General features: G+C 30.8%; 10 protein-coding genes and 1 pseudogene. 3 read left to right on the forward strand and 8 right to left on the reverse strand.

The features are described from left to right. Positions 1–18: 18 nt before the first annotated feature. A pseudogene (locus ACVC3Y_RS11930) lies at positions 19–903 on the forward strand (alpha/beta hydrolase fold domain-containing protein); the annotation flags it as partial. Between the two features lie 38 nt (positions 904–941). Here the strand turns inward: ACVC3Y_RS11930 and ACVC3Y_RS11935 are convergent. Beyond that, positions 942–3,284, reverse strand: coding sequence for an ATP-dependent helicase (locus tag ACVC3Y_RS11935; protein WP_452227013.1), 2,343 nt, complete (start codon positions 3,282–3,284; stop codon positions 942–944). A 151-nt stretch (positions 3,285–3,435) separates the two neighbouring features. Here ACVC3Y_RS11935 and ACVC3Y_RS11940 point away from each other — a divergent pair, with 151 nt between their 5' ends. Together ACVC3Y_RS11940 and ACVC3Y_RS11945 are read left to right on the forward strand one after the other, a co-directional pair. Beyond that, the gene (locus ACVC3Y_RS11940) at positions 3,436–4,983 is read left to right on the forward strand and encodes an FMN-binding glutamate synthase family protein (protein WP_303423820.1); all 1,548 of its coding nucleotides are present in this window, start codon (positions 3,436–3,438) and stop codon (positions 4,981–4,983) included. Positions 4,984–5,163: 180 nt separating this feature from the next. Further along, positions 5,164–6,192 (forward strand): T9SS type A sorting domain-containing protein, encoded by a 1,029-nt coding sequence (locus ACVC3Y_RS11945; RefSeq protein ID WP_452227014.1) that lies wholly within the window; start codon positions 5,164–5,166, stop codon positions 6,190–6,192. 74 nt (positions 6,193–6,266) lie between these two features. Here the strand turns inward: ACVC3Y_RS11945 and ACVC3Y_RS11950 are convergent, their stop codons facing one another. The 7 genes from ACVC3Y_RS11950 to ACVC3Y_RS11980 form a co-directional block, all read right to left on the reverse strand. Beyond that, a complete protein-coding gene (locus tag ACVC3Y_RS11950) occupies positions 6,267–7,007 on the reverse strand; it encodes a LytR/AlgR family response regulator transcription factor (protein WP_303423822.1) in 741 nt (246 codons plus the stop codon). A 2-nt stretch (positions 7,008–7,009) separates the two neighbouring features. Beyond that, a complete protein-coding gene (locus ACVC3Y_RS11955) occupies positions 7,010–9,955 on the reverse strand; it encodes a histidine kinase (RefSeq protein ID WP_452227015.1) in 2,946 nt (981 codons plus the stop codon). 98 nt (positions 9,956–10,053) lie between these two features. After that, positions 10,054–10,380, reverse strand: coding sequence for a hypothetical protein (locus ACVC3Y_RS11960; RefSeq protein ID WP_452227016.1), 327 nt, complete (start codon positions 10,378–10,380; stop codon positions 10,054–10,056). Positions 10,381–10,383: 3 nt separating this feature from the next. Beyond that, positions 10,384–10,836: a hypothetical protein gene (locus ACVC3Y_RS11965; protein WP_452227017.1), complete on the reverse strand. Its 453-nt coding sequence runs from the start codon at positions 10,834–10,836 to the stop codon at positions 10,384–10,386. Positions 10,837–10,873: 37 nt separating this feature from the next. Continuing rightward, complete coding sequence (locus ACVC3Y_RS11970) at positions 10,874–11,536, reverse strand: hypothetical protein (RefSeq protein ID WP_452227018.1); 663 nt, start codon at positions 11,534–11,536, stop codon at positions 10,874–10,876. A 157-nt stretch (positions 11,537–11,693) separates the two neighbouring features. After that, the gene (locus tag ACVC3Y_RS11975; protein WP_452227019.1) at positions 11,694–12,122 is read right to left on the reverse strand and encodes a hypothetical protein; all 429 of its coding nucleotides are present in this window, start codon (positions 12,120–12,122) and stop codon (positions 11,694–11,696) included. 116 nt (positions 12,123–12,238) lie between these two features. Continuing rightward, positions 12,239–14,626, reverse strand: a complete 2,388-nt coding sequence (locus ACVC3Y_RS11980) for a DUF7619 domain-containing protein (protein ID WP_452227020.1) — start codon at positions 14,624–14,626, stop codon at positions 12,239–12,241. Between the last annotated feature and the right edge of the window lie 43 nt (positions 14,627–14,669).

Consider the following 14,669-nt stretch of genomic DNA (forward strand, 5'->3'; position numbering starts at 1 on the left):
TTAAAAAACGTTTACAAAGTAATTAAATATTTTATCATGAAAACCATCTCTAAAACTTTATTAGTAATTTCTCTATTGTTTTTTACTGTTTCATGTATAGATACAGACGAAACGCTAGATGCTAACAACGAATCATTAGACTATTATGAAGAATTAAATATTTCTTATGGTACAGATAGTGAGCAAGTTTTTGATTTATATCTTCCTGCAAACCGAACCGAATACACCAAGGTTATGCTATTAATTCATGGTGGTGGTTGGATTGCTGGAGACAAAGCTGATATGAATAATTTTAAAGATTATATGTTGCAAAACTTACCTGAGGTTGCTATTGTAAACATGAATTATAGATTGGCAAACAACTCATTAGAGGCATACCCAATGCAAATAAACGATATAACTACAGTTGTAAATTATTTAAAAAATAAACAAAACGAGTATGTCACTTCTAACGATTTAGGTTTTATTGGTGTAAGTGCAGGAGCTCATTTAGCAATGCTTTGGAGTTATGCTTTTGATGCAGATAACCAAACCAAAATGGTTTGTAGCGTTGTAGGCCCTACTAATTTTACGGATCCAGCGTATTTAAACAATACTGATCCTGATTTACAAGTATTATTAGATGTGTTTGACGAAGGAGATAATATTGAGTTTTTAGAAGAAGTAAGTCCGTATCACCAATTAACTGCTACATCACCTCCTACTATTTTATTCTATGGTGGAGAAGACCCTTTAATACCAACAACACAAGGCACTGCTATGCGAGATATACTGGAAGATTTAGGCGTTATTCATGATTTTACACTCTATGAAAATGAAGGACATGGTTGGACAGGTTTAAACCTATTAGACACTACCTTGAAACTACATACATTTATAGAAACACATCTATTAGAGGAATAGCACCGGCAATCCACAAACATCTAATGTTAATATAAAAACTACCCTATAATTTGAAGCTTAGCAAAACGAAGCAATAATTTTTTAACACCACCGGTTTCAAATTTAATTTCGGCTTTCACATCACCACCAACACCTTCTATTTTCACGACTTCACCTTTTCCAAAACGCGTGTGTTTTACTATATTTCCAACAACCAAATCGCCATTAAACAAATTGGTATTTGCTGAAGGTTCTGTGTTACTTTTAGCAACAGGTTTCAGATTTTTAGGTGTAGATATTTTAAAATTCTCTGGTGCTGCTTTCTTTGCACCTTTTTTCTTAAAAGTAAGTTCTTTCGGTTTTTTAAATCTAATTTTATTAGGTTCTACATCTCCAAAAATATCTGCCGAAAGCATTGGGTTTATTCTACGTTCTTCAATTGGAGTTGTGTTTTCAACAAATTCGTCTTCTATTTCTTCAATAAATCTGCTAGGTTCGGAATCTACTAATTTCCCCCAGCGATAACGCGATAACGCGTAGGTTAAATACGCTTGTTTTTCTGCTCTAGTAAGTGCTACGTAAAAAAGACGTCTCTCTTCCTCTAATTCACTACGTGTATTCATACTCATAGCGCTTGGAAATAAATCTTCTTCTAAACCAACAATAAATACATTATTAAACTCTAATCCTTTTGCTAAGTGAATAGTCATTAATGCCACGTGATCCGCATCCCCTTTATCAGCATCTAAATCTGTAGCAAGAGCTACATCTTCAAGAAATTCTGCTAAAGAATCTCCAGCATCTGCAAGTTCTATTTGTCCTTCTACAAAATCTTTAATACCATTTAAAAGTTCTTGTACGTTATCTAATCGCACAATTCCTTCTGGTGTTCCGTCTTTATTAAATTCTCTAATTAAACCACTAGATTTGGTAACGTGTTCGGCTAAATCAAATGCATTTGCAGTTTGATTCATTACTTGGTAACTTTCAATTAAAGTTACAAAATCGCGTAATTTATTTTTGGTTCCGTTATTTATATTTACATCTACCTTATCTAGGTTTTGCAAAACTTCAAAAATTGTTTTCCCATATCCATTTGCTGCTACTACAAGCCTATCGATAGTGGTTTGCCCAATTCCTCTTGCTGGGTAATTAATTACACGTTTTAAAGCTTCTTCGTCTGCTGGGTTAAGAATTAAACGTAAATATGCGGTTACATCTTTAATTTCTTTACGTTGGTAAAAAGATAAACCACCATAAATTCTATACGGAATATCTCTTTTACGTAAAGCATCTTCAATAGAACGCGATTGCGCGTTGGTACGATATAAAACTGCAAAATCACTATTATGCAGTTGCTTATTCATTTTTTCATCCCAAATGGTTCCTGCTACATAGCGTCCTTCGTCTCCATCGGTTAAAGAACGATGTATTTTTACTTTTTCACCTTCGTCATTTGCTGTCCAAACAACTTTATCTAATTTAGTTTTATTATGTTCGATAACCGAATTTGCAGCACCTACAATATTTTTCGTAGATCGATAATTTTGTTCTAATCGGTACATTTGCACATCTTCATAATCTTTCTGGAAATTCAAGATATTATTAATGTTTGCGCCACGAAAAGCATAAATACTTTGCGCATCATCACCAACCACACATATGTTTTGAAAACGATCTGCAAGTGCTCGAACGATTAAATATTGTGAATGGTTTGTATCCTGATACTCATCTACTAGAATATAACGAAATTTATCTTGATATTGGGCTAAAACATTAGGGAAACGGGTTAGTAATTCGTTGGTTCTTAATAGCAAATCATCAAAATCCATACAACCTGCTTTAAAGCAACGATCTACATATTCTTTATAAATCTCCCCCATTCTTGGTCGCCTTGCCATGGCGTCTGCTTCCATTAACTCTGGATTTTTAAAATATGCTTTTACTGTAATTAAATTGTTTTTATAGGAAGAAATTCTACTATATACTTGTTTGGTTTTATAGATGTCTTTTTCTAAGCCCATTTCTTTAATAATAGAACCTAAAAGACGTTGCGAATCTTGGGTATCATAAATGGTGAAATTACTTGGAAAGCCTAAATGATGTCCTTCAAAACGGAGAATTTTAGCAAATACGGAGTGAAAGGTTCCCATCCATAAATTTTTAGCCTCAGGACCAACAATGGAAGAAATACGTTCTTTCATTTCTTTAGCTGCCTTATTGGTAAAGGTTAATGCTAATATATTAAACGAGTCTACACCTTGACTCATTAGATATGCAATTCTATAGGTAAGCACTCTAGTTTTACCAGAACCTGCTCCAGCAATTACTATCATTGGACCATCTTTTTGAATGGTTGGTGCTAATTGTGCTTCGTTTAACTGACTTAAATACTTCTCCAAATCTCTTTCATTTAATAAAACGTGAAAATAACCAATCCTTGTGTTTTAACGCCTCCTAATTATTAATAATTATAAACAATTTCAGGATGTTCTCTATATTTTATTTTTTGAATATCTTTACGGCTCTAATAAATAATAAATTTTTAGAAATATGTTAGAATTCTTAGGTCAAATATCTTGGTGGATGTGGGTTTTATTCGTTTTAATAATTATTGCTATTCGTGATGTTTTTCAAACAAAACATACCATTAGCCACAATTTCCCAATAGTAGGACATTTAAGGTATTGGCTAGAAAGCATTGGACCCGAAATGCGACAATACTTTGTAGCAAACAACAGAGAAGAGCTACCTTTTAATAGAATTGAACGTGGTTGGATATATGCTTCGGCAAAAAAAGAAAATAACTACGAAGGATTTGGAACCGATAGAGATATTTATGCGCACCAGCATCTTTTTATAAATAATGCGATGATGCCCTATCAAATAAAAAAGGACCACCCAAATAGTATAGATAAATCGTTTCTTCCTTGCGCAAAAGTAATGGGGGAATTTAATAAACGTAAACGGCCATATAGACCAGCCTCGGTAATAAATGTTTCAGCTATGAGTTTTGGTTCGCTTTCTGCAAAAGCTATAGAATCATTAAATAAAGGCGTTAAAATTGCTGGTGCTTATCATAATACAGGAGAAGGTGGATTATCTCCATACCACAGTCATGGTGGAGATGTTGTTTTTCATTTTGGAACTGGATATTTTGGAGTACGTGCAGCAGATGGCGGTTTTTCTATGGAAAAAATGATAAAACTTGTAGAAGACAACCCTTTCATTCGTGCCATTGAGGTAAAATTATCACAAGGAGCTAAACCTGGAAAAGGTGGTGTTTTACCAGGAGCAAAAATCACTCCGCAAATAGCAGAAATTCGAGGTGTTGAAGTTGGTAAAGATGTACTTTCTCCTCCAAATCATAAAGCATTTAGTAACGTTCCAGAAATGGTGGATTTCATTGAATTAATTGCTGAAAAAACAGGTTTACCAGTTGGCATAAAAGCAGCTATTGGAAAACTAGAACAATGGGAAGAACTTGCAGATATAATGAAAGCGACAGGAAAAGGTCCAGATTTTATTACTGTTGATGGTGGTGAAGGTGGTACTGGAGCTGCTCCTCCTAGTTTTGCGGATCATGTTTCCTTACCTTGGGTTTATGGTTTTGGCGATTTATATAAATTATTTAAAAATAAAGGTTTAAGTGAACGTATTGTTTTTATAGGAAGTGGCAAATTAGGTTTTCCTGCTAAAGCTGCCATGGCTTTTGCTATGGGAGCAGATTGTATAAATGTTGCTCGTGAAGCCATGATGAGCATTGGTTGCATACAAGCGCAAATTTGCCATACCAATAGATGTCCTGCTGGAATTGCTACTCAAAAAAAATGGACACAAAACGGAATAGATGTTCCTTTAAAATCAGAACGTTTAGCACAATATTTTAAAACCTTTAGAAAAGAATTTATAGAAATAACGCATGCTGCTGGTTACGAACATCCTTGCGAGTTTAAAATGAATGATATTGAAGTAAATGTGGATGACCACAATTTATCTAAAGAATTAAGTGGAACCTATGGCTACGAAAAAACGGTCGTGCCTTTTCATGGTATGCAAAGTTTAAAAGATTGTTTGCATTTAGGAGGAAACAAGGAATAGCGAAACACTTAAAATCTTTAATTAACAAAAGATAAATTAACCGTCGTTTTTTTAATGAATTCGCAATTTAATCCCTAATTAAACAAATAGAAGAAAAACATTAAAACTCTTTCTTATAAAAAGTTTACAACTAATTCTTTTTTATTAATTTTGATTTTAATTCACTAAAAATCAACAAATATGAAGAGAAAAATACTTTTAATTTTATCCTTATCCTTTACAATACTATCCTTTTCACAAAATGATATTTTATTAGTAACGGATAATGATTTTAGCATTAATGATAATTCTACCTTTTACAATTCTATATTAACCACATCTTACACAAGTGTAACTTTACATGATTCTAATACCAATGGAATACCTACTAGTGCAGTAATTGACACTTATGATTTGGTCATTTGGTATACTGGTGATGATAGCTCAAACCTAAATTTTTGGTCTAATGGTAATACAGGAAATACAGTGCTTAGAAGCTATTTAAATAATGGTGGGAAATTATGGATTGTTGGTAGTGACTTATTATTCGGAACGTATTTTGGTGCTCCTGCTACTTTTACTCCTGGTGAGTTTATGTATGATTATGCTTGGTTAGCTTCTTATGACACACAAACTTATGTAGATGATGGCGGTTTAGGAGTTCCTCAAATCGAAAGAAACACTAATGTAAGTTCAGATTACCCTAGTCCACTTACTTGGATTTATACCACCTTATATTATATCGATGGAGTAACACCAAGACCAGAAGGCATTAGCGTTTACGAATTTGGTCCAGCCTCTTATCCTAATGCAGGAGAAACAACTATGACGTTTTATGAAGGCAATACTTTTAGTGTTATGTCTACCCTGTTTAACCCTACAAATATTGATGCATCTGTAACAAATGGGATAACACCAAATAATGATTTAGACTTTTTTATTCAGGCAACTCTAGACCATATATTTACTAGTTCTTTATCTGTTAATGAAGAAGACAATAAGCATATTGCATTTAATACGTATCCCAACCCAAGTACAGACTATTTCCATATTACTTTTAACACAGACTCATTATTAAATAAAGAGTTTAAAATATATTCTATTTTAGGAAAGCTTGTTTTAAAAGGGAAACTTTCAGATTTCAACACAAAGGTTTCTACTAAAAACTTACCTAGCGGAACTTACTTTTTAAAAGTAGAAGACTTAAGCAAGAAAATTATTAAGTACTAATTTAGTATAACACAAAAAAAGCGCTTTAAGATTTTTAAAGCGCTTTTTTTTGTCATATTATAGATACAAAATGCTTAACTAAACAAACTTAAAAAAGCTTTTTTATTGGTTTTAGATATTGGTACACGGTAGTTATTATCTAATACTATATAGCCTTCATTTTCAAAGTGACGCACTTTCTCAAGGTTTATAATATGGGATTTATGGCATTTAAAAAAATTGGTGTTCAGTAATTTTTCAAACTTACCTAAATTATAGGAACTTATTATTGTAGTGTTATGTATTAAGTGGATTTTAGTATACCCTTCATAGCCTTCTAGATGCAAAACCTCATCTTGTGGTATAAAAGAAATTCCTTTTTGTGTAGGTACAATAATCTTGTTGTTTTTAGAAATACTTTCTTCTAATAAGCTTACAATTTTTAAATTACTTTCACTTTCGTTTTTTAATTTAATAATCTCAAATGCTTTATTTACAGCTGTTACTAAATCCTCATTATCTATCGGTTTTAAAACATAATCTACTGCATTTTTTTTAAAAGCTTTAAGAGCATATGCATTATAAGCAGTTACAAAAATTACTTGAAAATTAATTTCATTTAGTTTAGAAAGTAATTCAAAGCCATTCATTCTAGGCATTTCAATATCTAAAAATAGAATATTAGGTTCTTGTTGCTGAATTGCTTGTATAGCATCTTCTGGCTTTTGAAATGCACCAGAAATTTGAATTTTAGGAAACAAATTTTCAAGCTTTCGTTGCAAACCTTTTAGGTTTGAAATTTCATCATCTACCAAAATGGCGGTAATACTATTCATTCTTATTTTTTCTTAATTAAAAATACAGATTTATTTCCTTTGTCTTTTTTGTGTGGATATACTTCTTCTTCTGTATGGCTTATTTCCCACTTTCCTGAATGGTTTAAAAAATGTAATCTATCTTTTAAAACAATAGAAGATTTAACACTTTTATTTTTTCGCTTTTTTGTATTTATAAAACCTACTCCATCATCTATAATTTCTACTTTAAATGATTGTGCGTCGATATAAATAAAATTTAATATTACTATTCCACTTTCCATTTTATTAAAAACACCATGATTTACAGCATTTTCTACTATTGGTTGCAATAGCATGGTTGGTATTTTTGTAGTTTCGGTAACTAAATTAACATCTACATGAATAGTAAAGTTCAGCTTATCTTTAAAACGAAGTTTTTCAATTTCTAAATAGTTATTAAGCAAACTAATTTCTGTTTCTAATGAGATTTCATTTTCTTTTGATAGTTCAAAAAATTGACGAATAAGCTTTGAGAATTTCACCAAATACGTTTCTGAAGACTCAAAATCATTTTCCCCAATATAATACTGTATTGCAGAAAGAGAATTGAATACAAAATGCGGATTCATTTGAGATCGTAATGCTTTAAGTTGTAATTCGGACAAGCGTTTATCTTCAAATATTTTTTGATTTTTTTTAAATTGAGAACGTCTCACAAAAAACCTAGATATAAAAGCGACTAAAAAAATACCTAATAACCCTATTAAAATTTTAAACCAAAATGTTTGCCACCATAATGGTTTTATAGTAAAGCTTAGTTGTTTTTTTATGGTATTTGCAGTAATATATAATGTGTATTCTCCTGGTTGTATGTTATTAAAACTAAAATTATTAGTTGTTGTTGTTACCCAATCTTTATTAATAGGTTCTAATTTGTAATTATAAGTGAAGTCGGCTTCTTTATCTGAAAAATCAATATTAGATATTTTAACATTTAGACTATTATTGCTTTTGTATTTAAATACTGAATTGCTTGCGGAAATATCTTGATTGTTATAACTCGCTTTATCAATATACACATCTACTACTTGCGAAATATTTTCTTGGTGTTTTGGTACAATTGCAATACCATTATTAGTACCTACTATTAGGCTTTCATTATTTACATAAATGGTGTTAATATGGTTTGTTGGTAAACCATCACTAGTGGTATATGTTTTACTTAAATTATAGCTACCATTATCTGCTTCAAATTTTAACACACCAGAGTTCGTTGCTAACCATAATGCATTATCTTCAATAAAAGCTTCTTCAACAATTAAAAATGCTGTTTGTTGCAAAGGTTTTATAGATTGCATATCTGTTATATATGAACCAAAACCGTCTGTATTAATTAATAAATGCGTATCATCAATTACATTTAAGCTTAATATTGATTTTTTTAAGGCTTTGTTTTTAAAAGTAACGGGCACTAACGTGTCCTTTTTTATTTCTTTTAAACCATTGGTAGTAGCAACTAAAAGTTGGTTGTTAAAACGAATAATATCATTACATCCTTTTTGAGTATACTCGTTTTCAGTTTTTAAAGGATCAGGATTTAGCCTATGTATTCCAAACGAAAAATTCCCATATAACTTCCCATTAAAATAGACTAATTTACGTGCAACCTCATTTGAAGCAACCTTTTCATTTAATACCCCTGAAAGATTTATTGTTTCTATTTTTTTATTTACCTCTTTTTGTAAAGCGTGCTTGAATGCATAAAAACTGGTATTTAAAGGCTTAACTTCGCTAGCTCCAAAAATATAATCGTTACTTTCAATAATCTGTTGAAATGATTTTTCTTTTGCATTGTATGTATAGAACCCTTTTTTATATACACCAACAATCAAATTATTATCTATAATATTAAAGCTTTGTACTTTTTCGTTTAGCAATCTATATTTAACTTCTCTTTTTACATAAGGTAATTTATAAACCCCATTATTAAAAGTAGCTAACCAAACCGTATTTGATTTATCGACAAACCCAAAGTGAGACTGTAAATTTTGAGGAAAATATAACGGATTAGATATTTTAAAATCTTTATCTAGTTTAGCCACATAACCATCTACTGAAATTTGAAACGAATTATTAATACTATTGATTTTTGAATATGTAGTTATGCTATTACCATTACTTTCTTTTAAATTATATTGTTTAAACTCTAGTGTATTTAAATTAAGTATGGAATACCAAGCATTACTAGACCAATAAAATAAACTATCATTAATCTGACCTCTTATTCCTATTTTTCCATAAATATTATCCGCTAGAATACTATCTGATTTTACGAAGTCTTCTTTATAAATATTTAGTATTTCTCGATTTCGATTAAAAGACATAAACCGAAAGTCTTTATGCCTAATTTTAACCCAATCTGTTGTACCTTCTATATACTCATTTGACTCTCCATACCATGTACCATCTTTTAAAGTAAATGTTTTTCTAGGTCCAGTAGGATATATGGAATCTCCAACTCGAGAGGTGTATAAAGGATTGATAATCTCATCTTTATTGTTATTAGGAAAAGAGATAACCGTATCATTTTCTATATAACCCAATTTAGTAGATTTAGACATGTACCAAATTTTTCCATCTGGTGTTGGGTAAGCTTCCCAAACATCATTATTAGGCAAACCATTTTTAGTTGTAAAGGTTTTAAAGGTTTCCCCATTATACTTTACCATGCCCTTATCTGTTAAAAACCATATAAACCCTTTAGCATCTTGCGTAATGGTATACACATGATTACTAGGTAAACCATCTTTTGTAGAATAGTTGGTGTATTGTTGCGAAAATGAAATAGTAAATGAGAAAAATAGAAATATTAAGAAAAATTTCTGTTTTGTTATTCTTTCTGACTTAATAAATAAAATAGAAAACTCAGAAAAAAAACGCCATATCAAAAGAGATAAAATTGTGATATAGCTTTTTTTAAGTTTCAATAATCTATTTTTTTGATGTATTACAAAAGTAATGGATTTAAATTCTAAATAAGTTATGTTATAAAACAATTACATTTCTATATTTAAAAGTATAGTTATTACTTCTTGTTTGCATTATAAAATCGAAATGCATCCGAAAACTTGAACGTTTGTGTAGCTTTAAATTTTTTATTTAAAATAACTTTCACTTGGTTTAAGGAGTCGTTTAAAAAAACTATTTCCTTAAACGCTACAGGATTATTACTGTAGTTTTTTAAATAGTATTCTACTATTTCCATTCTCTCTTCTTCACTTAACAGTTTAACTACTTCTTTTTTAGTTTCAATTTCTGTTTCGTTTACCAATGCTTCTGTTTTGTTTTCATCTTTACAATTAAAAAAAAGTAAGCCAATACAAATCACTAGAAATTTAAGCCCTTTTTTCATAATCTATAATACTTCATCTATAATGACACAAAACTCTACTTCTACACTACCGTATACGACATCTAATCTTACCTCATCTCCTACTGCTGTTCCTACACGTTGACAAGTAACAGTAACTGTTTGTTCGGTACCATTATCAATAGTAATATACCCTATTCCTGTATCGTTTAATGCAATTACATTAGTTGTAAAAAACAATGTGGTAGTACCAGTATAAGAAGCAATTTCTATTCCTGGCGCTCCATAAGGTCCATTACTAGCATTTGGAAAATACTGCGTATTTAATTCGGACTCTGATATTAAAGTTTGATCGTTATTATTGTTATCTAAATATGAAAATCCTTGATAATCACATTGTGTTTCATTTGTAGCATCATTATTAGCGTTATCGTCATTATTACAAGAAGTAAAAATGCATAATACAAAAATTAATAAAAGTGTTTTTATTGATTTCATAAATGTTATTTTAAGTTGGTACTTATCTAAAAATTGGTTAATCTAAAATGACACCAAAAGTCCCTTCATAATGTCCAGTAATCACTTCTCCATTTTGATTCATAAAAGTATAATCTACATCGATATTACTTGCTGTTGGATTGTTAGCGTCTAAATTAATAGCGTTAATTGTTATACTTGGTCCTTGTGTGCCAGGAGTATTAAAAACACCTATATTTTCATCTCCTGTTCCAAACTCCACACCATTAATAAAATAAGCAGGATTTAAACCATTTATTTGACCTCCTTCTATAATTACAGAATCGTTTATACTTGAAACCACATACGTATTTCCAGCTGATGGTCCTGTGTTTGCTAAACTAGGATTGTCTACAACCTCAATGTTTAAAAACACCCAATTGGTAGTATTCAAAGAGAATAGATAATCATCATTTAAACCATTTACATTAGCAGGATCATTATCAAACATACGTCCATTAGAAAAGAAGAAACTATAATTATCTGGATAACCATCACCGCCTATATTTGGATCGTCATCATCTTCATCTATTTCAAAATAAGCATTTGGTGTTTCGTAAAATGTTCCGCTATGTGTAAAACCATCTGTAGGGTTTGTAGGATCTGTTTGCGCATCGTCATTATTATCGCAACTAAAAATTGAAATTGCAAGTAGTAGTAATAGTGTTTTTATTGTTTTCATAGTAAATATTTATTTGGTGCTTTTATTTAAATCTATAGTAATACTGGTACTAAATTAGATATAACTTGAATAGTTAAGTCTGTTCAGGTATTTGTAATTGATCATTATTATCAAAGTTTTATACACCTTGATATCCTAAGTAATTTATTTAATTTTATTAATGGTATAAATCAATCAACACACAATATTCTGCTTCTAAACCGGACGCAGTAATATCATATCTAAATTCTTCATTTACTGCATTACCCGCTCTTTGACAAGTAACATTTACATTATAAATAGTACCATTAACACTTAATTGTCCTCCTCCTGTTCCAGGTGTTACAACTTGTGTTACGAACCAAAAATTTCCAGGATCGCTAGTTTTAAATATTTCTACTTCTGGTCCATTAGAAGATGTGTAATAGAAATCTGTGGTTAAATCAGATTCAGGAATTAATGTTTGTGTACTATCTGAGGTGTCTAAAAAAGTAAATCCTGCAAAATTACAATCATCTTGATTATCAGCGTCTCCATCATCATTATCGCAGTTAAACAATACTAATGTTAAAAATAGCAGGCAAAGTGTTTTGATCGTTGTTTTCATAATTTTTAATTTGTTTTAAATTTGTTATTCATTTCCCTTATATCAAAACAAGACAGAAATTGTTACCCCTTAATGGATTCTTTTTTTATTATTTAAAAAAAAGTTCATCTATTGTTTTATTGCTTAATAATTTTTTTAGAGGAAACACCTTCCTTCGTTCGTACTTGTAAAAAGTATAAACCATTAGATAGATTAGAAGTGTTTAAAGTATTCTCTCCTTTTTGAAGCTGTCCATTTTTAATAACTTGACCATTTACGGTTATTAAGCTATAACTAGCTTCTGTTAGTACAGAAACGGTTAACATATCATTTACAGGATTTGGGAACACGTTAAAACCAACTTGTTCAAACGCTGTATTTGAAAGCGTAGCACATTCTGTTTGGTTATTGACATACGTTGAAGCTGCATCCTTAAAAGACCAATTTGTTGTACTCCATGTGGCATCATCTACTTCAATACAAGTTAAGCTTGGATTATTAAAAGATGCATACTGAACAAAATTGATGTTATTTCCGTTTTTAACATTTAATGATTGTAAATTATTTGAAGAAACATTTAATCTATAAACCAATGGGTGCCCTGAAAAATCTAAATGCTCAAACATATTATCATTAAGGCTTAAAAACTCTAACAGTGGATTTTGGGATAAATCTATTGTAGTTAATTGATTGTTATTACAAAGTAAAGTTTTTAACGCTGTGTTATTTGTAACATCCAAACTTATTAAATTATTATTGGAGCAAGTAAGAGATTCTAGAGCAATAAAATCTTCAATCCCTGTTAAATCTGATATATTAGAAAAACCTGCATTTAAACTTAACAATGTATTAATGTTAGCCGTTAACACATAATCATCTAAAGGCCCAGAATCATGACCAAGCTGTATTAAACGTGCTTCAAAATTATCGTCTGGCACGTAGGTTAAAGGAGGAGACACTACAGTTGTAGTATACGTATTAGTCACTACAGCAGGATTAAAATCAAAATAAATATCTGCAGTAGCATCAAAACTATCACCAACAACGACTGTGTTTTTAGGTTTTATTTTATAAAAAATCCAACCATGACTTCCTGGTTCGTTAGTTGTTGCATCGTCTAAGTTTATATTATTAAAAGTATACGTTAGCTCATTTCCATTAACAACAGACGTTGTATAAGCGTGCGAAGCTGAAATTGGCTGAAACGTTGCCCAATCTAAATCTGCATCTAAATCTGTTTTAACCGAAATATTTACAGCAGCTGCTGTTCCTGTATTTTGAAAACGAATTCTATACGTTAAGTCATCTCCTATTTGAGTTGGAGAGATTTCATCTCCTTCCATACACAACACATCGTTAGGATCGTAAGCATTTACAACCACTTGATTTAAGTTTATAGTATTATTAGATGGATCTACATCTGCAATTGGTGTAATATTTCCAGTAAAACTTAAAACGTCTCCTCCGCTTACTGTTGGAGGAGCCAATACGTTAAATGAAAATGTAATATTCCTAAATTCTAAAGAGGTAAGATTTGTATAGTTCCAAGTAATAGAATTACTAGTTACACTTGCAGGTACCACTGATGCCGAATTAGTAACATACGTTAGTTTAGAACTGTCAAAATTTAAAACAATAGTCTCTGCTCCTGTTGTAATATTTCCATTATTTCCATAAATTATGTCATAAGAAGCAACAAATCCTGGTCTAGCTAAATTTTGACTTACCAATTGTGCTTCTACTTCAACTCCCGAAATATTACTTGTAAAACAAAAATCGTTATTTAAATATGACGTAGATGAAGAGTTTATAGTTAAATTAATACCATTTGGTGTGGCAACTATATTTCCGTTATTAACAGGTTCTATTAAAAAATTACCTGTAGTATTTGGTACTATAAAATTATAAACCCCATTAATGGTAGAAGTATATGCTGTTGCATTATCACTTAAATCTGTAATTTTAATTGGAAAATTATTCAACATATTGGCATTAGAGCAACCAGTTGCATTAACACTACCGCTTACAGTAATAGGGTTATGAACTCCTAATTCTACACCATCTAGAAAAAACTGACTAGAAGGTATTGTTATGCGTAATTGGTAATTTCCAGCAGCCAAATTAGCAAACACTAACGTACTATGTTTAGGACTTGGCCAACCGGTACAAGTACCAGTAACCGTATTTATAGATGTAGCACTTATAACTGCACTATTAGAATCTACTAACTCAAATATAGCAGCAGTTCCTGTATAGATAACTGCATATTCTAATTCCAACTCGTAATCCCCAGATAACCCAACACTAAAAACGGAAGACGTTACAGTGGTTGCAGGATTACCTAAATTATCTACAAACATAGATTGGCATCCACCATTAAACCAAGATTTGGTTGCGGTTGACGAAGCAACAGACCAAAAACCAATATCTAGAGCATCACTAAAACCTCCATTAGGAATTAGAACGTTTTGCGATTGTGTTACACTGGTAATAAAAATTGTAAGTAATAGTAGTAATTTCTTCATAATTGTTAAATTTTAAATTTTAAAAAAAGCTTGGTTTTATTCG

The sequence above is a fragment of the Lacinutrix cladophorae genome, assembly GCF_053604645.1.

Coding starts and splice junctions, on each gene's coding strand:
- ACVC3Y_RS11950 (WP_303423822.1), bottom strand. CDS start 7,007: ATGAATAGTATTACCGCCATTTTGGTAGATGATGAAATTTCAAACCTA.
- ACVC3Y_RS11945 (WP_452227014.1), top strand. CDS start 5,164: ATGAAGAGAAAAATACTTTTAATTTTATCCTTATCCTTTACAATACTA.
- ACVC3Y_RS11940 (WP_303423820.1), top strand. CDS start 3,436: ATGTTAGAATTCTTAGGTCAAATATCTTGGTGGATGTGGGTTTTATTC.
- ACVC3Y_RS11970 (WP_452227018.1), bottom strand. CDS start 11,536: ATGAAAACAATAAAAACACTATTACTACTACTTGCAATTTCAATTTTT.
- ACVC3Y_RS11965 (WP_452227017.1), bottom strand. CDS start 10,836: ATGAAATCAATAAAAACACTTTTATTAATTTTTGTATTATGCATTTTT.
- ACVC3Y_RS11960 (WP_452227016.1), bottom strand. CDS start 10,380: ATGAAAAAAGGGCTTAAATTTCTAGTGATTTGTATTGGCTTACTTTTT.
- ACVC3Y_RS11975 (WP_452227019.1), bottom strand. CDS start 12,122: ATGAAAACAACGATCAAAACACTTTGCCTGCTATTTTTAACATTAGTA.
- ACVC3Y_RS11980 (WP_452227020.1), bottom strand. CDS start 14,626: ATGAAGAAATTACTACTATTACTTACAATTTTTATTACCAGTGTAACA.